General features: G+C 68.5%; 22 protein-coding genes and 2 tRNA genes. 7 read left to right on the top strand and 17 right to left on the bottom strand.

Annotation, left to right across the window (positions count from 1 at the left end):
* The first annotated feature begins 73 nt into the window (after positions 1–73).
* On the top strand, positions 74–2,272 hold the full coding sequence (locus ACYQ07_RS08120) for a (Fe-S)-binding protein (protein WP_459879677.1): 2,199 nt from the start codon (positions 74–76) through the stop codon (positions 2,270–2,272).
* Between the two features lie 590 nt (positions 2,273–2,862).
* On the opposite strand, the gene ACYQ07_RS08115 is transcribed toward ACYQ07_RS08120, so the two are convergent.
* On the bottom strand, positions 2,863–3,339 hold the full coding sequence (locus ACYQ07_RS08115; protein ID WP_459879674.1) for a DUF192 domain-containing protein: 477 nt from the start codon (positions 3,337–3,339) through the stop codon (positions 2,863–2,865).
* 62 nt (positions 3,340–3,401) lie between these two features.
* Here ACYQ07_RS08115 and ACYQ07_RS08110 point away from each other — a divergent pair.
* Positions 3,402–3,475: transfer RNA gene (locus ACYQ07_RS08110), tRNA-Val, on the top strand.
* 162 nt (positions 3,476–3,637) lie between these two features.
* On the opposite strand, the gene ACYQ07_RS08105 is transcribed toward ACYQ07_RS08110, so the two are convergent.
* From ACYQ07_RS08105 to nucS, 4 genes are all read right to left on the bottom strand, one after another.
* Positions 3,638–3,952 (bottom strand): DUF5658 family protein, encoded by a 315-nt coding sequence (locus ACYQ07_RS08105; RefSeq protein WP_459879671.1) that lies wholly within the window; start codon positions 3,950–3,952, stop codon positions 3,638–3,640.
* A 6-nt stretch (positions 3,953–3,958) separates the two neighbouring features.
* Positions 3,959–5,185 carry a mechanosensitive ion channel family protein gene (locus ACYQ07_RS08100; RefSeq protein WP_459879668.1) on the bottom strand — a complete coding sequence of 409 codons (1,227 nt, stop codon included), beginning with the start codon at positions 5,183–5,185 and terminating at the stop codon, positions 3,959–3,961.
* A gap of 149 nt (positions 5,186–5,334) precedes the next feature.
* Entirely contained in the window at positions 5,335–5,865 is a 531-nt protein-coding gene (locus ACYQ07_RS08095) for a 50S ribosomal protein L16 (RefSeq protein WP_459879665.1), read from the bottom strand.
* Positions 5,866–6,005: 140 nt separating this feature from the next.
* Positions 6,006–6,860, bottom strand: coding sequence for an endonuclease NucS (gene nucS, locus ACYQ07_RS08090; RefSeq protein WP_459879662.1), 855 nt, complete (start codon positions 6,858–6,860; stop codon positions 6,006–6,008).
* 80 nt (positions 6,861–6,940) lie between these two features.
* Here nucS and ACYQ07_RS08085 point away from each other — a divergent pair, with 80 nt between their 5' ends.
* The gene (locus ACYQ07_RS08085; protein ID WP_459879659.1) at positions 6,941–7,519 is read left to right on the top strand and encodes a phosphoribosyltransferase family protein; all 579 of its coding nucleotides are present in this window, start codon (positions 6,941–6,943) and stop codon (positions 7,517–7,519) included.
* Positions 7,520–7,614: 95 nt separating this feature from the next.
* The gene (gene hjc, locus ACYQ07_RS08080; protein ID WP_459879656.1) at positions 7,615–8,199 is read left to right on the top strand and encodes a Holliday junction resolvase Hjc; all 585 of its coding nucleotides are present in this window, start codon (positions 7,615–7,617) and stop codon (positions 8,197–8,199) included.
* A 423-nt stretch (positions 8,200–8,622) separates the two neighbouring features.
* Here the strand turns inward: hjc and ACYQ07_RS08075 are convergent, their stop codons facing one another.
* Positions 8,623–9,192 carry a hypothetical protein gene (locus ACYQ07_RS08075; RefSeq protein WP_459879653.1) on the bottom strand — a complete coding sequence of 190 codons (570 nt, stop codon included), beginning with the start codon at positions 9,190–9,192 and terminating at the stop codon, positions 8,623–8,625.
* 368 nt (positions 9,193–9,560) lie between these two features.
* Between ACYQ07_RS08075 and ACYQ07_RS08070 the strand changes: the two genes are divergently transcribed.
* Positions 9,561–9,776, top strand: coding sequence for a DUF7472 family protein (locus ACYQ07_RS08070; RefSeq protein ID WP_459879650.1), 216 nt, complete (start codon positions 9,561–9,563; stop codon positions 9,774–9,776).
* Between the two features lie 28 nt (positions 9,777–9,804).
* Here ACYQ07_RS08070 and ACYQ07_RS08065 read toward each other — a convergent pair whose 3' ends face one another.
* The 8 genes from ACYQ07_RS08065 to ACYQ07_RS08030 form a co-directional block, all read right to left on the bottom strand.
* Positions 9,805–10,998, bottom strand: coding sequence for a DNA primase (locus ACYQ07_RS08065; protein ID WP_459879647.1), 1,194 nt, complete (start codon positions 10,996–10,998; stop codon positions 9,805–9,807).
* Positions 10,999–11,149: 151 nt separating this feature from the next.
* Positions 11,150–11,947 (bottom strand): ABC transporter permease, encoded by a 798-nt coding sequence (locus ACYQ07_RS08060; RefSeq protein ID WP_459879644.1) that lies wholly within the window; start codon positions 11,945–11,947, stop codon positions 11,150–11,152.
* Positions 11,944–12,903, bottom strand: a complete 960-nt coding sequence (locus ACYQ07_RS08055; protein ID WP_459879642.1) for an ABC transporter ATP-binding protein — start codon at positions 12,901–12,903, stop codon at positions 11,944–11,946. Before ACYQ07_RS08055 ends, ACYQ07_RS08060 begins: the two co-directional genes overlap by 4 nt.
* Positions 12,904–13,002: 99 nt before the next feature.
* Positions 13,003–13,653, bottom strand: a complete 651-nt coding sequence (locus ACYQ07_RS08050) for an HVO_2922 family protein (RefSeq protein WP_459879639.1) — start codon at positions 13,651–13,653, stop codon at positions 13,003–13,005.
* 32 nt (positions 13,654–13,685) lie between these two features.
* Positions 13,686–14,333 (bottom strand): protein sorting system archaetidylserine decarboxylase, encoded by a 648-nt coding sequence (locus ACYQ07_RS08045; protein WP_459879637.1) that lies wholly within the window; start codon positions 14,331–14,333, stop codon positions 13,686–13,688.
* Between the two features lies 1 nt (position 14,334).
* Positions 14,335–15,381 (bottom strand): AAA family ATPase, encoded by a 1,047-nt coding sequence (locus ACYQ07_RS08040; protein ID WP_459879634.1) that lies wholly within the window; start codon positions 15,379–15,381, stop codon positions 14,335–14,337.
* Positions 15,382–15,459: 78 nt separating this feature from the next.
* Positions 15,460–16,260 (bottom strand): endonuclease/exonuclease/phosphatase family protein, encoded by an 801-nt coding sequence (locus ACYQ07_RS08035; RefSeq protein WP_459879631.1) that lies wholly within the window; start codon positions 16,258–16,260, stop codon positions 15,460–15,462.
* A 48-nt stretch (positions 16,261–16,308) separates the two neighbouring features.
* Positions 16,309–16,791 (bottom strand): RNA-binding protein, encoded by a 483-nt coding sequence (locus ACYQ07_RS08030; protein ID WP_459879628.1) that lies wholly within the window; start codon positions 16,789–16,791, stop codon positions 16,309–16,311.
* Positions 16,792–16,981: 190 nt separating this feature from the next.
* Here ACYQ07_RS08030 and ACYQ07_RS08025 point away from each other — a divergent pair, with 190 nt between their 5' ends.
* Together ACYQ07_RS08025 and ACYQ07_RS08020 are read left to right on the top strand one after the other, a co-directional pair.
* Positions 16,982–17,281 (top strand): DUF7562 family protein, encoded by a 300-nt coding sequence (locus ACYQ07_RS08025; RefSeq protein WP_459879625.1) that lies wholly within the window; start codon positions 16,982–16,984, stop codon positions 17,279–17,281.
* 80 nt (positions 17,282–17,361) lie between these two features.
* Complete coding sequence (locus ACYQ07_RS08020) at positions 17,362–18,666, top strand: ribonuclease catalytic domain-containing protein (RefSeq protein ID WP_459879622.1); 1,305 nt, start codon at positions 17,362–17,364, stop codon at positions 18,664–18,666.
* A gap of 353 nt (positions 18,667–19,019) precedes the next feature.
* On the opposite strand, the gene ACYQ07_RS08015 is transcribed toward ACYQ07_RS08020, so the two are convergent.
* From ACYQ07_RS08015 to hisH, 3 genes are all read right to left on the bottom strand, one after another.
* Positions 19,020–19,091: transfer RNA gene (locus ACYQ07_RS08015), tRNA-Ala, on the bottom strand.
* 64 nt (positions 19,092–19,155) lie between these two features.
* The gene (locus tag ACYQ07_RS08010; protein WP_459879619.1) at positions 19,156–19,719 is read right to left on the bottom strand and encodes a rhomboid family intramembrane serine protease; all 564 of its coding nucleotides are present in this window, start codon (positions 19,717–19,719) and stop codon (positions 19,156–19,158) included.
* 39 nt (positions 19,720–19,758) lie between these two features.
* Positions 19,759–20,418, bottom strand: a complete 660-nt coding sequence (gene hisH / locus ACYQ07_RS08005) for an imidazole glycerol phosphate synthase subunit HisH (protein WP_459879616.1) — start codon at positions 20,416–20,418, stop codon at positions 19,759–19,761.
* Positions 20,419–20,451 lie beyond the last annotated feature (33 nt).

Here is a 20,451-nt window from a genome sequence, read left to right as displayed (position 1 = left end):
TCGGCGCGGCCGGAACCGCCAGCGGGCGACCGCTGTGGCAAGCTTTAACCCGACCGTAACCGCGTACACGACCATGACTGTGCTGCAGGCGGCGACCCGGGAGACGTTCTGGACCATCGGTCCGGTCGGGAAGGCCGCCTTCTACTGGCTCGCCGCCGTGGCGATCCTCGTGTTCCTGTACGGCGTCTACGCCCGATTCGCGTCGTACTCGAGGGGGAGCGAGGACCCTGTCGACCGGCTCTCGAACTTGCCGGCGCGGACGCTCGCAGCGACGCGCACCGTGCTCTCGAACGAGAACCAGTTCGACCGGGACCTCTATGCGGGTATCATGCACACGTTCGTCCTCTGGGGCTTCCTCGTGCTCGTCGTGGCGACGGCGATCCTCGGGTTCGACATCGACGTGTACCGGCCGTTGATGGGTGAGTCGTTCTGGGTCGGCGACTTCTATCTGGCCTACCAGTTCATGGTCGACGCGTTCGGCCTGCTGTTCGTCGTCGGCGTCGGCATGGCGATCCGGCGGCGCTACCGCGAGCGCGACGGCCGACTATGGGGCAAACACACCTCGCTGGAGGACGACGCCTTCGTCTGGACGCTGTTCCTGCTCGGCGTCGGCGGCTTCCTCGTGCAGGCGGTCGGCATCGTCGGCCAGCCGGAGCGCGCCGGCGAGACCGTCTCGTTCGTCGGGATGGCGATGGCCGCCGGGCTCCAGGGGGCCGGCCTGACGCAGGCCGGTGCCGAGGCCGCCTATGGCGTCATCTGGTGGCACCACTCGCTGCTTGCGTTCGCGTTCATCGCGTGGATCCCGTACGCCAAGCCGTTCCACATGATCTCCTCGTTCGCGAACGTCGTCGCGCGCGATGAGCAGGCCGGCGCGCGCCTGCCGAACGTCCCGGCAGACCTCGACCACACCAACGCCGAGTCGCTTGAGGACTTCACCTGGAAGGAGCTGCTCGACGGCGACGCCTGCACCAATTGTGGCCGGTGTTCCTCGGCCTGCCCGGCCGAGACCGTCGGGCGCAACCTCGACCCGCGTGACGTGATCCTCGACCTGAAGGCGTACCGCGAGTCCGTCAGCGACGACCCCGTGGTCGGGGGATCGGGTGGCGGGTCGGGCGGAAGCGGCGGCGTGGCGACCGACGGCGGCGTTGCGGCGGCCGGCGGCTCGGGCGACACCGTCCCAATCGTCGCCGAGGAGGGCGGCGTGATCGCCGCGGAGTCGATGGAGTCGTGTATGTCGTGTATGGCGTGCATGGACGCCTGCCCGGTCGACATCGAGCACCTCACCTCCTTCACGCGGATGAACCGGCAGCTCGTCGACGAGGGCGCCGTCGACTCCCACCTCCAGGACGTGTTCCAGGACGTGATGGGGAAGGGGAACACGTTTGGCGAGTCGCCGGGAGCACGCGGCGAGTGGACCGACGACCTCGACGACGGCGTCGAGGTGGCCGACGCCCGCGAGACCGAGGTCGAGTACCTCTGGTACGTCGGCGACTACCCGAGCTACGACGACCGCAACAAGAAGGTCGCCCGCGCGCTCGCCCGGCTGTTCGACGAGGCCGACGTGTCGTTCGGCATCCTCTTCGACGACGAGAAGAACGACGGCAACGACATCCGTCGGATCGGCGAGGAGTTCCTCTACCTCGAACTGGCGGGTCACCACGTCGAGACGTTCGCCGACTGCGAGTTCGAGCAGATCGTCTGTACGGACCCGCACTCGTACAACACGATCAAAAACGAGTACCCCGAGGTCGACTTCGCGGAGTTTGCCGACGACCCGATGATGCCGTTCGACCGCGAGGAGCCGTGGAACCCGAATGGGGAGGTCGCCGTGCGCCACTGGACGCAGGTTGTCGAGGAGCTTGTCAGCGAGGGCCGGCTCGGCCTCTCGGGCAACGAGCTCGACTACACCGTCACCTACCACGACCCCTGTCACCTCGGGCGGTACAACGACGAGTACGAGGCGCCTCGGGAGCTGATCCGCGCGACCGGCGCCGACCTCTACGAGATGCCGCGCTCCCGCGAGGACTCGTTCTGCTGTGGCGGGGGCGGCGGCGGCCTCTGGACGGAGCACGACGAGGAGGTGAAGCCGAGCGAGGAGCGCCTGCGTGAGGCCGTCGAGGACACCGACGCCGGCGCCGAAATCGAGAAGTTCGTCGTCGCGTGCCCGATGTGCACGACGATGTTCGAGGACGGTCGCAAAACCGGCGGCTTCGAAGAGGAGGTGGAGATCGTCGACGTGGCGGAGCTTCTGATCGAGGCGCTCGACGCCTGATACACGGCGTCCACTGTCAACTGTCGGATTTCCAGCGTCCCTCACGATTTCTGGGAGGTTGAGTGACGATCGAGTGCGGGAGTAGGTGTGTCAGGTGAGCGGATGAGAAGTTTATAAGTGGGATGTAGGTGGTTCAGTTTCTCGTTTATAAGGAGTGGTTGTTTGGTGAGTTGCTGATGCGACACTGGTGAGGACCGCCTTCAAAAGCCCCAGCCGGCTCCGGTCGAGGGGCTCGCTGCGCTCCTCGCTCTCAGCACCGCCCGCTGCGGTGCTTGCGTCGTCCGTCTTCCCGGAGACGCCTGCCCCTTTGAGCCCCACCCCGCACAGCACCGCAACCGCACCTCAGCCCTCCCCAGCCTCGGTCGACGGCGGCCGCGGGACCGCTCCGCGGCCGCCGTCGACCTCCCTCGCGCGCGTTTCTCGCGCGCGCCGACCGCAGTTTGGATTTATAAGGAAGAATCGGAACCACTCAGGGTTATTTATAAGCGATCACCGATGGCGCCGGTTGCAATACCCACTCCCGCACTCTTGCAAAACGCCCACTCCAGCGACCGGCTCTTTCGTGTGGCCGGCGCCACCGGTTGATTCGGTCAGTCGTCGAGCTCGAACACCAGTCGGTCGCCCTCCTCAAGCTCGTTCTCCTCGCTCCACCCCATTCGCACTTCGAGGACGTACTGGCCCTCCCCCTCGTAGGTGGTGAGGGGCCGTGACTCGGGTTCCGCCTCGTAAATGGCCGTCACGACGCCGTCCTCGTCCGCGAAGATGATGTCGATGGGGAACGCCATGTCCCGCATCACGTAGCCGTACTCGCCGGGCTCGTCGTGGACGAACAGCATCCCCTCGTCCGCACCGAGTGACTCCGTCTCCGAAAGGCCGACGTAGCGCTTGCGGGCATCATCCGCGACCCGCGCCTCCACCGTCGCGAGCTCGGCGTCGGTCTCGCCGTCGACGGCGGTCACCTCCGTCGTGTCGTAGCCGACAATGAGGAGTCCGGGGTTGGTGTAGACGGCAACCGCGACGAGGAGCGCGACGAGCGCGAGGAGTGCGGGGAGGTGTCGGCGGTTCACGACAGGGGGTTGGCGGGGCGGAAAGAAAACCGTTTTCAGCGCCGGCGGGCTTTTCCTGATGAGGGCTCGTGGTCTAGCTGGTTATGACGCGGCCTTTACAAGGCTGAGATCGGTGGTTCAACTCCGCCCGAGCCCACTTCCTGCGGCGAACAACTCCGTGAGCCGCAGGTCTGTGCGTGTTTGAGGGCGGGGCTGAACCAGGGAACGGAAGGTGAGCGAGCGGAGCGAGCGAACGGGAGTGAGTGAGGTTCAACTCCGCCCGAGCCCGCCTTCGCACTCACTCCGTATCTCCCGATCACTACGCTCGCCTCCGAACACGCCGGATCGCCAGCAGGTTGTTGGCGACGGCGACGGCGCCGACGAGCGCGATGCCCGCAGGGAGCGCCGGCGCGTAGGCGGCCTCACGAAACGGGAGATGCGCAACGTAAAACCCGGCGAGCAGGACGAGCTTGAACAGCCCGAATCCGAGCAGCGACGGCTTGGGGCCGAACAGCCACCGGGTGAGCGGGGTGCGCTCCTCGATCCCGTCGTGGCGGGTGCCGGCGACCGTGGTGACCAGGTCGCCGACGCCGTAGAGGAGGACGGCGGCGGTCCACGCGAGAAGGTCGAGCATGCGTGGTCAGCGCCCGTCGTTCGCGGCGGGGTCGTCGCTCGCTTCGTCCGCTCGGCCGGCGTCGCCCGCGTCGTCCGCCACTGGCTCCGGATCGTCTGCGGGCGGCTCCGGCGGAACACCCGTGGGCACGTCCGCGGGTTCGTCTCCCCGCATCCGAACATCCCGGCGGGGGTACGGCACCTCGATCCCCTCCTCCGCGAAGCGCTTGTAGACGGCGGTGTTGACCGCGTGGCGGGCGCGCGACGCCCGCGTGGGGTGGGGGACGAACACCCGGAGCTCGTACTCGATCCCGCTGTCGCCGAACTCCATGAACCGGACCTCGGGTCGTGGGGTCTCCCGGACGTAGTTGGCGTCCTCGGCCTCCTCCAGGAGGATCTCCTCGACGAGATCGGCGTCCGTCCCGTAGGCGACGCGGATGGAGAGGCCGATCCGCTTGTAGCGCTGCGGGGCGGACTCGTTGATCACGTGGGCGCTGTTGAGCAGCGAGTTCGGCACCGTCACCATCACGCGCTCGCGCGTCAGGAGCGTGGTTGAGCGGAGCCCGATGTCGACGACCGTTCCCTTCTCGCCGGTTTCGAGGACGATGAAGTCGCCCAGCTTGTACGTGTCGTCGAAGTAGAGCGCGACGCCGCCGATGAAGTTGGAGACGGCGTCCTGGGCGGCGAAGCCGATGATGATGCCGATGATGCCGGCGGACGCCAGCAGCGGCGTCACGTCGATCTCCCAGATCACGAGCAGGCCGACGAGCGCCGTCACGACGACCGACACCGACCAGAGGTTCTTCAGCATCGGCGCGAACTCGTAGCTCCGGTCGCGCTCCTTGATCCGTTCGAGGCCGCGGTTCCCCACCCGGATGGCGGCCCGCATCCACAACACGAGCACGACCGTCAGGGTCAGGTTCATGATCACCGTCAGCGCCGGCGACCCGATGAGAACGAGGCTCTGATACACGCCCCACAGGAACACCGAGACGTACAGCGGGACGTGGATCTCCTCGAAGACGACGCCGCGGATCGTCCCCTCGGAGGGGTCGAGCCGGCGGGCGAGCACCGTGACGACGGCCTCGATCAGCGTCGCCGCGACTAGCGACCCGACGAGCAGTAGGGCGATCTCCCCCCACAGCGGGAGGGTGACGCCGGCGATCTCCCGGGGCGCCGGGGTCGCCGGCGCCTCCGTGGTCTGCAACGCGAGGGCGGACGTGGCGAACTCCGCGAGCGCGGCGGCCGGGTGCATACTCCGGCACAGACGGGCCGGCGTCCTATCGGTTGCGGTTCTGTAGGTGCTCGTCGTCGGATGGTGCGTTCACCGCACGGTTGCGCGAGCGCGCGGCTCGCCGTCGAAAACGCGTGGAGAGAAACGGAGAGACGGGGAGACCGGGAGCGTTACGAAACGAGCAGCTCGTTGCCGCGCTCGACCGTGATACGGCACGGCGGCGACATCTTGTTGTATGCGCGGCGGAACGCCTCCTTCACGACGGGCGCCTGCTCGGCCGTGCAGTACGCGGTGAAGACGACGTCGCCCTTGTCGAGGCGGGCGGCCGTGCCGACGACCTTGCCGAACGCCTGGCGCATCCCGTCGGAGACACGGTCCGCACCCGCGCCGGTCGCCTGTTTGTTCTCGCGGAGGACCTGGTGGGGGAACTTGCGAAGGATCATCTTGTAGTTCCCCTCGCCGAGCTCCTTCAGCAGGTGACGGTTCGCCGACAGGCGCGCGCTCTCGAGCGAGCCGTGCCGGATCTGGAGCTCCTCCTCGACGCGGAGGCTGATCTCCACCGGGTAGTCGTCGGGTTCCGTCGAGAGGTCGCCCATGTTGTGCTGGGCGATCTTTGAGCCGGGAATTCCCGTGATGTATTCGCGGCGGGTGTACGACGGCTTGTCGATCGTCCGGTACATAGAGGCGGGTTTGTCAGACATGGCTACTTGTCCGATGTAGCCCCCGCGGCGGCGATAAAGCCTTCGATACCCGCCGACTTCGGCGTGTGAGACGGGCGCACGGCGGTCGCACGGTTGTCGGCGCCGTCGAAGCCCCGATGTGGTCGCCGGCGGACCCGTAATCAGTCGCCTGTGGGGGTTTCGGCGTCGTTTGCGCCGTCCGTGTCGGTGTCGCCCCCGGCTTCACCGTCCTCGGCTTCGTCGTCCGCACCGGTACCCTCGTCGTCCGCGGTCGGCGACAGCGCCACGTGCTCGAACCCCCGCTCGGCGAGCCGGTCCGCGGCCCGGTCGGTGATCGAGGGCGAGACGAGCACGCCGCGAACGGCGGATGTGTCGTCGGTCTCTGCGGGATCGGCATCCTCCTCAACACCGAGCTCCTCCCGCAGTGCCTCCACGTACCGGGCGAGCTGGCCGACCGCGTCAGGCCCCACGCGCCGGCGCTTCAGCTCGACGACGACCGGCGTTCCCGCGGCGTCGACGCCGAACACGTCCACGGGCCCGGCGCTCGTCTCCCGCTCGGTTGCCGTCGGCTCGAACCCTTCGACAACGAGATCGGGGCGTTCGAGCACCCGAGTGCGGAGGTCCTCCTCGCTACCGTGGACCTCCAGGTCGCGGCCGCCGGTGACGGCCATCGCGGAGAGCTGGTGAATGGCGGAAAAGCGCACGGTGAGCGTTTCGGCGGGTGAGGTGCGCTCCGACCGGATCCGGAGCCGGCCGTCGCGCACGGCGGCGTGGTGTGTCGACCCCGGCGGCTGCCAGTTGACTGGAGTGCGCCCCTCGTCGGTGTGGACCAGCGCGGCGCCGTCCGGTTTCAGGACGACCAGCCGGTCGCCGGCGCCGAGCTCGGTGGCGGCGCGACCCTCGTAGTCGACCGTACAGCGGCCGAAGACGGTGATCAGGTCGCCGCGCTCGAAGGCGGATTCCAGTTCCCACAGCGCCTCGCGGTGGCTCGGTTCGTGGACGCTCGTGACGGTCACTGGATGGAGGTAGGCCCGCGGGGCTCAAAAGGGGCGCGGGGACCACCAGCTACAACTCGCCGGCGGGCGCAGGCCCGGATATGGAGTGGGACGAGTACCGCGACCTGCTGGAGAGCGCGGATTACCGCTCGAACGTCCCCAACCTCTTCGCCGCGCCGGAGCGCTACGCCGCGGTGGTCGAGGACCTGCTGTCGGTCACCGAGCCCGACCCGACGTACGTCGCCGGCATCGACGCGATGGGGTTCATCCCCGGCGCCGCGCTCGCCCGCGATCTGGACGCCGGCTTCCTCGCCGTACGGAAGGGCGGCAAGCTCCCCATCGCGGACGAGCACCGGCTTGCCGACGACTGCGTGGACTGGTCTGGCGAGGAGAAGACGCTCGAACTCGACGCCCGCGCGGTGCCCGAGGGCGCCGAAGTTCTGCTGGTCGACGACTACGTCGAGACCGCCTCGCAGGTCGGCGTCGTGATCGACCTGCTGGAGGCCGCCGGCGCCGACGTCTGCGGACTCACGTTCATCTGTGCGGTCGAGACGGAGGCGACTCGCGCGCTCGACGCCGAGTACGGCGTTTACTCGGTCAACCCGTGGACCGGCGAGCCGACCGAGCCGGAGCCACCCGCGTTGGCGGAGGATGACGGTGAGGATGCTGGCGGAGGATGACGGAGAGCGCGAGCCGAGAATGACCGTCCGGCGGAATCGCCGTCCGCGGTCCTTTTGAGGACCACCCGACTACGGAGTGACAATGACCGAATCGGGTGAGGACGCGGATGTCCGCTAACCGCAAGGGGGATCGCCGGGAGCGCGAGCTCGTCAACGCGCTCGACGAGGCGGGTTTCGCCGTGATGCGCGCGCCGGCCAGCGGCGCCGCGACCGAACGCGAACTGCCGGACGTGCTCGCGGGCGACGGCGAGCGCTTCTACGCGATCGAGGCGAAGTCGAGCAGTGGTGACCCGATCTACCTCACCGGCGAGGAGGTCGAGGCGCTGCTGTTTTTCGCCCGCAACTTCGGCGCGAAAGCGCGGATCGCCGTGCGCTTCGACCGCGAGGACTGGTACTTCTTCCACCCGGGCGACCTCTACACCACGGACGCCGGCTCCTACCGCGTCAAAAAGGAGACGGCGCTCGCGGACGGCACCGACTTCGCGGAGTTCGTCGGCGACACTCGGAAGGTGACGCTCGACGAGGTGGGCGGCGACGGTGGGGGTGGTGCTGGTGGAGGCGGTGGTGAGGGTGGCGACGGGGGGGAGGACGGCGACGACGCCGACGCCGAGCGCCGCGCCATCCTGGAGAACGTCCGCGACGGCCACATGCCCGTCGAGGACGCACTGGACGTCTTATAAGTGGTTGATGCAGTTGGAACGACGACTATCACGGTAAAGGGGACCGCCAAAGCCCCAGTCGGCTCCTTATAAGCGGTTTGAGTGGTGAGAACGACGGTGTACACCTGCAAAGCCCCAGCCTGCTCCGGTTGAGGGCCTCCGTGCGCTCCTCGCTCACTTCGTTCGCTGCGGTGCTACGGTCGGCCGTCTTCCCGGAGCAGGCTGCCCCTTTGAGTCCCGCCCCCGCACAGCACCGCAACCGCACCTCACGCCTCCCCAGCCTCGGCGGAGCGCCCGCCGGCGGACCGCAACGCAGCGCCGGCGGGCGCCCGCCTCCCTCGCGCTCCGGCTCGCGCCCTTAATAGGGCGCTCGCGGGCGCGCCACTTGAAAAGTGAAAACTGCGAATTCCCGGGGGCGGTCCCGCGATTTCGTCGTCCCTTCGCTCAGTCGTCGTTCACGTCTGCGGGCTCGCCTTCGTTCTCGCCGGACCCGGTCTCGGCGGCGAGCAGCCGCGAGGCCGGAAAGCCGTAGCGCCGGGCGTCGTCGACGCCCCGCGTCGGGCGCAGCGAGTCGACGTAGACGGCCTCGACGACCGGCTCGTGGGCGCCGTAGCGGGCGTTGGTCGGGTAGTCCGCGATGGGGCGCCCCTCGTCGGTGGTGTAGGCGTCGGCGCGCTCGGCGGTGACCCGGGTGACGATGAGGAGCTTGTCCGTCTCGCGGTCGCGGACGGCCTCGCCGCGCGCGAATCCGTGCCGGGGACACAGCTGGGGGCCGGCGGCGTCGAACGGGACGAACGTCCGGACGCCACAGACGGCACAGACGCCGACGCGCTCGTCTGGCGCCGGCACGGTGCCCTCGGTCACCTCGATGGCGACCCGCCGGAGGTGTTTGCACCGCGAGTCCCTGATCGCATGGTCGGGACAGGTACAGGTGCCCGCGTCGAGCGCGACGACGTAGGTGCCGCCGTCGGTCTCCACCACGTACCGCCGGTCGCGGAGGGGTCGCACCGTCATCGGCTCCGCGCGCGCTCGTCCGCTCCGGTCCTCGGGTGGTTCGGGGTCCGAGTGGCCGTCTGGGGCATTACCATCGTAGGAATCCCCCTCACCCACACCCGGTCGCGCCGCTGCAGGTGAAACGGGCGGTGTCGGGTGGTCGTCGCCTGGCGTCGGGCGTGGGTCGTCGGTGTTCGACATGATGGGTGGGTCGAGGATGCCCCTCGCTTCGTGTGGAGAGAGGGGATGGGGACGGTTAAGCACACGGCCGAAACTGGGGTTTTCGGGCGCGAGCGGCGTGTGGAGGGCAGAATTCCGTCCTCCTCACCGGCGGAAAAGCCGAGCGACCCTTCGAAGACCTTTTTTAGCGGCGTTGGGTACCCTCGTGCATGGAAATCGACGCGGAGCTCCGTCGGCAGATCACCGTCTCCATGCTGGCGGCCGCCGTTTTCGTCGCCGGACTCGTCGCTATCGGCACCACGTTCGGCGAGCCCACCGGACTGAGCGAGGACGGCGCGCTGGCGCTCGTCGGACTACTCGTCGGCTTCATCCTCCTGAAGGCGCTCGTCGGCGCGTACCTGATCCGCACGAACGACGACGAGTGACGACGGGCCGGCTTGCGGCCGCTCCGGACTACTCCTCGGCCGTTTTCTCCGCCCGTTCTTCGCTTTCGCTCCCGCTTTCGGCTGCGTCTTCCTTCGCTCCGTTCTCCTCACCCGACGAGTCGATGTCGTGCTCCTCCCGCCAGTCGGTGACGTCGTCGGCCTCCTCCAACTTGGTCTCGTAGTACGCCAGCGGGTCGGCCGCGACGCGCATGTGCTCGTCCTCGTTGTGACAGATGCCGTAGTTCGACAGCGTCTCACACGTCGGCGGCGGGTACTGCGTCCCGCGGTCGTCGCGGAGATACCGGGTCTGATAGCGGATCGCCTCGGCGTCGAGACTGGAGTCCGCACAGAAGGCGACGATCTCGTCGTCGTCCATTCCGATGCCGGTGAGAAACGCCATCAGCGCGAACGTCTCGTGGGCGTCGAGCTCGACGCCACGCTCGGCGCGGTCGAGCAGGTTCGTCATGCACGGCGGGAACAGCTCTGGCGCCACCACGTCGATGGGGCCGACGTGGGCCCGCTCGGAGAGCAGGCGCTTGAGGTCGGCCACCTGCGACTCCAGCTCGGCGGCGATCCCCGTGCCGGCCTCCAGCTCGAAGGGGAGCCCCTCCAGCACGCGCTCCTCGACGGCGGCCTCCAGCGCGTGCAGCAGCTCCTCGCGTTCGACCCGCACCTCGCCGGCGTCCAGCTCGCGGTTCACCAGTCGCCACGATTCGCCCCACGACGGGGAGGTGAGCCGGAGATACGGGCCGACGGTCATCCGGTAGTGGGTGGGCTCACGCGAGCCCGAAATCGGCTCCGGGCGGACGGCGCCCGCGAGGTCGAACTCCCGGAGCACGTCGTCGAGGTCGACGGCGGCGACCGACACCGACTGGAGCGCGTCGGCCTCGGTCTCGAAATCCTCGCGGAAGCGCTCGGCGGCGGTCGCGGCCTCCGCGGCGGCGTACTTCTCGATGGCGGGCGCGGAGTCAAGCAGCGAGACCAGGATGCGGGCGATGGGGTAGGACAACAGCTCCGCTTGGGCGTCGTACTCGGAGTCGGCGGCGAAGGCGCCGCGTTCGGATTCGACGGTGCCCTCCATCAGGGCGCGCTCCACCCGTTCGCGGGCGCGCTCGACGGCGGGCGCCTCGGCGGCGACGAGCTCCGGCAGCGACACCGACGCCTCGGCGACGGCGCCGCGGGCGGCCTCGAAGAAGGGGTACTTGGCGTGGAGCGCGTCCATCGTGTTCGGTCCAACGGACGAACGGGCGGCGAATAAGCGGTGCGGTCCGTGGCGGGTGGAGACCGACCCGAATAGCGACCGATCCGAACAGCCGTCGACCCGAACAGCCGCCGCTCGGACCGCAGGCGGGCACCGTCAGTCAGTCAGTCCGTCAGTCCGTCAGCCCGTAGCCGCGCCGGAACAGCGCCACGTCGACGGCGACGGCCGCGGCGGCCGCGCCGGACAGCACCGCAAGCGAGAACCAAGGGTCGACCTCCGCAACGCCGAGGAAGCCGTAGCGAACGCCGTTGACCATGTACACCATCGGATTCAGCAGGGAGATGTCACGGAGCAGCGGCGTCAGGTCCTCCAGCGAGTAGAAGACGGCGCCGAAGAAGACGAGCGGCCGAAGAATGAACTGGTTCATCACGGTGAGGTCGTCGAAGTCCTCGGCCAGCAGGCCGCCGATCACGCCGAGCGCCGCAAACAGCAGCGTGATCACGACCAGAAACGCCAGCAGGACCAGCGGCTCCTCGACCGGAACCGGCTGGTAGAGTCCAGTGATGATCCCCCAGCCGAGCACGGCGATCAGGCCGCCGACGAGCAGGCCACGGATCGCCGCCGAGAGGATGTACGCCAGCACCATCCCCGTGTACGACAGCGGGGAGGTGAGCACCTCGTGGATGTACTCGTTCCATCTTCCGTGGAAGATGGAGAAGGAGGCGTTCTCGAAGGCGTTCGACACCGCGCCCAACACGACCAGCCCGGGGAGGATGAAGAGGATGTACGGAACGCCCGTGATGGTGCCGACACGTTCACCGAGGATCACGCCGAAGACGGAGAAGTACAGCAGGTTCGTGATGAACGGCGGCGCGAACGTGTTTCGGGGGCGACGGAGGAACCGGAGTATCTCCCGTTTCGTCAGCGTGAGAAAGCCGGTGAGGTCGACGGTTTTGGGGACGCCGATCATTGCTCCACCCCGTCGTCGGAGCCAGCCTCGTGGCGGGTCATCTCGACGAACACTTCCTCCAGCGAGGTCCGGCTGATCTCCATGTCGAGGATCGTCAGCCCGGCGCGGTCGAGGTTTCGGACGATGTCCGGCGCGACGAGCCCGCCCTGCCGTGCGGTGACGACGAGCCGGTCGCCGTCGAGGGACACCTCCTCGACGCGGTCGTCGTCGGGCACGGCGTCGAACACGGACCGGTCCGTCGCCGGCGGCTCCCGAAGCGTGACGACGACGCGGTCGGCGCCGCGGTCCATCAGCTCCTCGGGCGTCGCGACGGTGACGACGCGTCCCGCATCGAGGATGGCGACCTCGTCACAGAGCCGCTCGGCCTCCTCGATGTAGTGGGTGGTGAGCAGCACGGTGGTCCCCTGCTCGTTGAGCTCGGTGACGAGGTCCCACAGGTCGCGCCGGAGCTGGACGTCGACCCCGGCGGACGGCTCGTCGAGAATGAGCAGGTCCGGATCGGTGACCAGCGCCCGCGCCAGCATGAACCGGCGTTTCATCCCGCCGGAGAGCCAGTCGAAGCGGGTGTCCTTCTTGTCGTAGATGCCGACCTGCTTCAGGGCGCGCTCCGCGCGCGCGGCGGCCTCATCGTGCGGGACGCCGTGATAGCCCGCCTTGTGCTCTAACACCTCGTGGATGGGGAAGAAGCGGTCGACGTTGAACTCCTGGGGGGCGAGCCCGATCCGGTCACGCGCGAGCCGATAGTCGTCCTCGACATCGTGGCCGAACACCCGGGCCTCGCCGCCGGACGCGCGGGCGAGTCCGACGAGCACGTTGATAAAGGTCGTTTTGCCCGCCCCGTTCGGCCCGAGCAGCCCGAAGAAGGAGCCCTCGGGCACCGACAGCGACACCCCGTCGAGCGCCTGCACGTCGCCGTACCGCTTCCGGAGGCCGTCGACCTCCAAGGCCTTCGTCATGAACGGACGGTTGCAGGCCCCGGGGTTAAGCGGCGCGAAGAGGAGACGGGCAGGCGGGTCGCCGCTGACCGGCCTCGATCACTCGTGCTTACTCCGTGCTCACTCCTCGCTCTCGACGACTTCGGCGCCCGGGACGTTCTCTTTCACGCTGTTGAGCCCTTGCTTCGCCTTCTGCTTGGAGGAGTAGCCCTGGCCGGAGTCAGCGATGATGTTCCCGTTGTCGTGAACCAGCCGCCAGCGCGGGTCGCCGGCGTCGTCGACGTACAGCTCGAAGACGGCGTTGCTTCCGCCCTCGACCGGCTCCTCCTCGTCCTTCGAGAGGTCGATAATGTGGGCGCCGGGGGCGTTGCGCTTGACGCTCTCCAGCCCGTTCTTGGCGTCACGCTTCTCGGAGTAGCCCTCCGCGCCGTCCGCGATGATGTTGCCGTTGCGGTGGACCAGCCGCCAGCGGTAGTCGCCGGCATCGTCCTCGTACACCTCGAAGGTGGCCTTGCTGGCGGACGCCTCGGTGTCGACGGCCGCCTCGGATGCGGGCAGCGTCACGTCCATCGAGAGGGTCACGTTCTCGCCGTCGTCGGTGAGCTCCACGTCGAGATCGGCCTCCGCCGACGGCTCCAGGGTGACCGTTGCCTCGTCGTCGGCCGGCACGGGCTCGCCGGCGCGGAATCGCCGCGCCAGCCGGCGGAAGAACGTCGCGATTCCCTGTCGGCTGCGCGGCTCACTGGACTCGTGTACGGGTTCCTCGGACATATGGGAACGAGTGGGGCGGACCGGGTATAATTCTACTCCCCAGCAGTGGTTTTCTCGCGGGTCGCCAACATCGTCTCGCCGGCGCGCACGTCGTCGCCCTCCGCGACCAGCAGGTCCTCGCGGCTCACGTCAGGAGGGAACACCACGTCGGCACGCGAGCCGAACGAGACGTGGGCGACGCGCTCGCCGCGGTCCACCCGGTCGCCGGGCTCCACATGCGGGTGGATGCGCCGGGCGAACCAGCCGGCGATCAACAGCAGCTCGTACTTCCCGCAGTCGACGACCAGCTGCTCGTTGTGTTCGGACTCCTTCGAGAAGGCGGGACGGTTTGCCCCGGGACGGTGGCGAACCTCCCGGACCGTCCCCGGCAGAGGCGCGCGGTTGACGTGCACGTCGGTGACGTTCATGAAGACGCCCACGCGGAGCCGGTTCCCCTCCTCGCGGACCACCGAGACGGTGCCGTCCGCGGGTGAGACCACGCCGTCATCCGGCGGGACGCGGTCCGGGTTCCGATGGAACCAGAGAATGCCGAGCGCGACCCCGACGAGCGCCAGCCCGACGACCGGAACTAGCGGGAGGAGCGCGGCACCGAGGATTCCCGGCACGCGAGCGAGTCGCCAGGCGTCGTCGACGACGGGAAACGGAAGCAGTCGTCCGAGCGGGGGCGACGGGGGCGACATCTCAGGCCTCCGCGGACTCCCGGAAGGGTGCCCGGAGATCGGTTCGGCCGGCGCCCCACGACGCCAGCAGGTGCATCAGGTGGAGCCGGGCGTCGAGCCCGTCGACGAGGTCGAGGTCGGCGTCGCCGGCGAGCTTGTGGAAGCGGGCGAGCTCGTCGCCGCCGTACTCCGACCCGGAGCGGGCGACCCGCAGCATCTCGCGCAACAGCTCGTCGCCGCCGTACCCCTCATCAAGGAGGTCGTCGAGGGTCTTGCGGGCCTCCTTCAGGTCGCCGGCGGACGCCGACGCCAGCGCCTCGCGGATCGCGTCGTCGTCGCCCACCTCGCCGAGCGTCTCGTAGGCGGTCGACATCGTGATCTCGCCGCCCTCGACGTAGGTGGTCTGTGCCGACAACAGCGCTTCGCGGAGGTCGCCGCCCGCCGCGCTCGCGACGAACTCCAGTCCGTCGTCGTCGTAGTCGGCGTCCTCGCGCTCGCAGACCGTCTCCAGCACGTCGATCGTCTCGTCGGTCGTCGGCGCGCGCACCTGCACCGGGAAACAGCGCGACCGGATGGGGGCGATCAGCTTGGAGGGCTGGCGGGTCGTGATGACGAACTGGGTCGTGCGGTGGTGTTTCTCCATCACGCGCCGGAGCGCCTGCTGGAAGTCCTCGCGGATCGCCTCCGCGTTGTCCAGCACGAGCGTCTTGTACTCGCCCGACATCGACGCGTACGCCGCCGACTCCTTGAGCACGCGGTTGATCATGTCGCGTTTCGCCATCCGGCTGCGCCCCTCCAGGAACCCCTCGAATCGAGGATCCGTGCGGATCTCCTTTTTGCTCCGGTCGAAGAAGTCCGCGACGTTGATCTCGATCAGGTCGTTGTCGGGGTCGGCGTGCGACTCGCGGGCGAGCGCGCGGACCGCCGCCGTCTTTCCGACGCCCGGCGGCCCCTGCACGACGAGGTTCATCGGCTCGTCGACGGCGCGCTCCAGCCGGTCGCGGGCGTCGTCCTGTCGGATCTCCGCGAGCGAGGGCGCGTGTTCGTCGATCCAGAGGGGTCCGTCCATTACGTTCCCGTCCGTGGTGCGCGCTCAAGAATCGGTCGGTCGTCGGCGGTGTTCCCCCGAGTTCCAGATCCCTGCCGTCTACACCCGGAGCTTGGCGAGCACCGGGAGATGGTCGGAGGGATAGCGTCCCCGGTCGTCGCGGTCCGCGAGCGTCGCGAACGCGTCGACGTCGACCCGTGGGCTGACCAGCACGTGGTCGATTCGCCGACCGTCGATCAGCGTCTCGAAGTCGGTGAGGCTGGTTTGCGGGCCGTGGCGGAGGTCGGCGGTTGTGGCGGCGTCCTGCAGGTCGCCGTCGGTGAGCTCTCGATGGGGTTCACTGTCGGGCGTCGCGTTGAGGTCGCCACAGACGACGACCGGGTCGCCGTCCGCGAGGTCGGCGGCGCGTTCGCGGAGCAGCCGGGCCGACTCGCGGCGGGCCCGGGTGCCGACGTGGTCGAAGTGGACGTTGACGACGAGCCACGCGTCGCCCTCGTCCCCGTCGCCTTTGCCGTTCCCGTCTTCATCGCGGGGCGCAACGCGCGCCCAGGTCGCAATGCGGGGATACGAGGCGTCCCAGCCCACGGACGGCTCGTCGGGCGTCTCCGAGAGCCAGAACGTTCCCGAATCCCGGATCGTCAGACGGTCGCGGCGGACGGCGATGGGGCACCCCTCACCCTCGCCGTCGGCGCGACGACCGCGGCCGACGAACTCGTAGGTGGGGAGTCGCTCGCGAAGGTCGCGTCGCTGCTCGGGCAGCGGTTCCTGAAACCCGACGATGGCCGGTCGGTGAAACCGGACCAGGGAGGCGACGCCGTCGCGGCGCGACGGCCAGACGTCGTGGTGGTCGGCCTCGTTGGCGTAGCGAACGTTGTAGCTCAGTACCCGAAGCCGTGTCATCACCGAAGGCGACGGCCGGCGGGCGCTTAAAAGGCGGGGCGACCCGCTTCAGACGGCAAACTCGTAGAGGTCGTCGCCGACGTGGTGGATCGACTCGACGACCTTCCCCTCCTCGCCGGTCATCTCGTCGCCATCGACCATCGCGCGGCCGACCGCGAGCACCTTCCCGTGGGTCTCCTCGGCGATCACGACGAGGTCGTCCTTTCGGATCGACCGGTCGGCCTCGACGATGCCGGGGCGCATCACGTCGGCGCCGCTGGAGACGAACGAGATCGCGCCGGCGTCGACGGTGACGACGCCCGTTTCGGGGTCGAACTCGTTGGCCCCGCGGACGGTGAGAAACGGCTCCTCCTCCTCGGGGTAGAACACGACCGGGTCGCCGTCGACGAGGACGACATCCGGGCTCGACCCCTCAAACTCGACCAGCTCGAAGGTGTCGCCGTCGATGTCGACGCCGAGTCCGTCCGCGACGGCCTCGCGGATCGCGTTGATCTCGTCGCTGCGGAGATGATGCCGGGATTTGACCTGCATGCCCGTCATGTCGATGGCTCGGCCGATAAAGGGACCGCTCCGGATTGCGGGGTGTGGTCACTGCGCGGGTGTGGGCCGCGCTGCGGACGCCGGCGCGCGCGTGCGAACGTGTCCGAAGTCGTCCGACGCTGGGCGGACGCACGTCCGTCGCGAACCAAACGCTAAGTGCCGGGGGCGACAGTGTACGCCCATGTGGCGCGCCCGGAGAAGCCGGGATCGACGAACCGTCGTCTGCATCGCCTGTGGCGACTCGGTGTTACGCGAGGACGCCCGCGAGTACGACAAGGAGGGTAACCGCTGGGACCGGCGGGACAAGGAGTTCGAATACCTCTGTACCGACTGTGACGACGAGCTCTGTCACCAGCCCCGCGACGGCCTGGAGTCGCTCATCGTCTCGTTCGAGTCCGACGGCCTCTCGCGCGAGGAGTTCCTCGCCCGCTACGCTGACGCCGTCGCCGACGAGGGGCGCCGGTCGGAGCGCGACCGGTAGCGTGTCGACGGGGTGTCGGGGGGACGGCGGCCCGCCCCGTCCCCCGACAGGCCTTTCTAACGCCCCGTTTTATGGCGCGTATGAGCGACGATGCCGAGCCGAAGCCCGGATCCGCCGAGGACCAAGGGCCCGTGACGATCACCGAAGGGGTAGCCGACCAGCTCGCGGAAAAACGCGAGGAGCTGTTCGAGGAGTTCGAGATCCGCGACGAGTTCCCGCCCGCCGTCCTCCGCGAAGCCGAAGCCCGCACCGAGGGCGTCACCGAGGAGATCCAAGAGGAGATCGACGACCGCAAGGACCTCCGTGATCTCACCACCTGGACGACCGACCCCGTCGACGCACAGGACTTCGACGACGCGATCTCCATCGAGCGCGAGGAGGACGCCTACCGGCTGTGGGTCCACATCGCCGACGTGACCCACTACGTCACGCCCGACACCCAGATGTGGGAGGAGGCCGTCGAGCGCGCCAACACCGTGTACCTGCCGGCGTACACCATCCACATGCTCCCGCCGGTGCTCGCCGAGACGGTCTGCTCGCTCGTCCCCAACGAGGACCGACTGGCACACACCGTCGAGATGGAGCTCGACGAGGAGACGCTCTCGTTCGAGGACATCCAGATCTACAAGTCCGTCATCAACTCCGACGAGCGGCTCACCTACTCCGAGTGTGAAGAGCGGCTGGAGGACCCCTCGCTCCCGCTCGGCGAGGAGAACGAGCTCGCCTACGAGCTCGCCGAGCGCATGCACGAACAGCGCAAGGCGGACGGCTCGCTCGTGTTGAACCCGAGCCGCGACCGCGCACACACCATCATCGAGGAGTGCATGCTCAAAGCGAACAAGGCCGTCACGCACACCCTGATGTGGGACCGCGGCGTCGAGGCGATGTACCGCGTCCACCCCCAGCCGACGCCCGACCAGTGGAACGAGGCGCTCAAGGAGATCCAGGAGCTCGACTCCGTCTCCATCCCCGGTGAGGCGTGGGGCGACGACCCCCGGAAGGCGGTGAACGCCGCGCTCGAAACCGCACCCGACCGCCAGCTCAACAAGATCCAGCGGGCGGTGCTGAAGGTGATGCCCCGCGCGAAGTACATGAACGACCCGTTCGGCGGCCACCACGCGCTCAACTTCGACATCTACGGGCACTTCACCTCGCCCATCCGCCGGCTTTCCGACACGATCAACCACTGGATCGTCCACGAGAACGACGTGCCCGAGAACATCCTCGAACTGTGTGACCACGCCTCCGACAAACAGAAGGACGGCGAGACCGCCGAGCGCCTCTACAAGCAGTTCATGCAGGAGATCAACCTCGACCCCTACGCGATCAACAACCGCGGCGTGGAGGTCGTCGACGATCCCGAGGAGGCGGACTACACGGTATAAGCGCTCGGCGGGCGCTCGCCGAGCGCCCGGTCCAGCGGTGTTCTCGAACCTCAAGGAGAGTGACGGCCGCGTACCTCTGACAGGTCACTGGGAACTGCCCCAGTATCCACGCTACGGTACTGCCGCTCCTATGTTCCCTGCCTAACCGGTTAGGTGTCGTCGAATCCCCCGGCAGTTCGGGGGTTGTCGCGTGAACCATTGCGGACGAAACGAGACGACGACACGGTCCGCCACGACGGGTGTCGAACCCTCTCAGCGAGGTTGCGATTCGGGTTATATACTAAAGAGCTAAAGCTCCGCGAGAGGGACGGACTTGCCGCTCCGCAGTCATGCGGTATCGAGTAAAATTTAGATGGACTCGCGGGGATTTGAACCCCGGGCCTCTTCCTTGCGAAGGAAGCGATCTGCCACTGATCTACGAGCCCTCACTCCATTCAAACCGCCGTCCGTACTTGTACCTTACCTTTCGGAACCCTCCCCGGTACCCGCTCACACGCCGGCAGAGAGCAGTCGGAGGCGCCCGGCGGCAAGTCCGAGGAAGGCGCCGACGGCGTGCGCGATGAGCGCGACGCCGGGCGCGGCGGTGACGAGCGTGAGGAGGACGGCGACGGCGGCGAACAGCGCGAGCTGCGCCCGGCCGGAGAGCCGCAGCCGGTCGAACAGCGTGGCACTGGCGACGTTGCCGGCGAGCAGGTAGCCGCCGAGCGCGAAGACGGCGCCCGAGAGACCGAGGACGGAGGGCGCGGGGCCGATCAGCCCTCCGAGGGTCACCTGGGCGGCGCCGGCGAGTGCGCCGGTCGTGAGGACGAACGCGTGAAACCGGGTGCGTGTGGTGTGGCGCTCGACGAGCGGGCCGACGAGAAGCAGTCCGACGGCGTTCGCGAGCAGGTGGCCGGTGGAGCCGTGCGCGTAGACGCTCGTGGCGAGCGTCCACGGCGCCGTCGTGAGGGGCGCGGCGAGCGCGAACGCGTAGCCGAGTCCCACGAGCCCGAGCAGGAGCTGGACGAGCCCGACGAGCAGGACGACCGCGAGCGTCTCCAGCGTGGCGCGCATGGGGTGGGGTACGGTCCGCGCGACAAAAAGCGTCCGCGCTTACCGCTCCGCGCAGTAGTCGACGAAGTTGCGCAGAATGCGCAGCCCCGTCTCCCCGCTCTTTTCGGGGTGGAACTGCGTGCCGAACACGTTGCCGGCTTCGTTGGCGACGACCGCGGGGAAGTCGACGCCGTAGTCGGCGGTCGCCACCACGGCTTCGGGGTCGTCGGGCGCAGCGTAGTAGGAGTGGACGAAGTAGGCGTGCTCGCCGTCGACCCCCTCGACGACCGGGTGCTCGCGGATGATCTCCAGCTCGTTCCACCCCATGTGGGGTACCTTGCGGTCCACGTCGAAACGGACGTTGGTGCCGGGGATCAGGTCGAGCCCGGTCACCTCGCCCTCGCCGGCGTGATCGGCCTCCTCGCTTGTGGTGAGCAGCATCTGCATTCCGAGACAGATTCCGAAGAGTGGGCGCCCGGCTTCGGCGTGCTCGACCAGCGTCTCACGGAGCGGGCCGGCGTTCTCCATCCCCTCGCGGAACGCGCCCACGCCGGGGAGGACGACACCGTCCGCGGCGGCGAACGTCTCGGGGTCGTCGGTGATCTCCACGCTCGCGCCGGCGCGCTCCAGCCCGCGGGTAACCGACCGCAGGTTGCCGAGCCCGTAGTCGACCACGGCGATGTCCGCCAGCGTCTCCTCGGGCGGCTCGAAAGTGCTCATACACCCTCTCGGAGGGGGACCGAAAAGTCGGTT

Source organism: Halorubrum gandharaense, from assembly GCF_054654575.1.
Note: the sequence above shows the minus strand (reverse complement) of the source record. Positions and strands in the feature narration are given on the sequence as shown.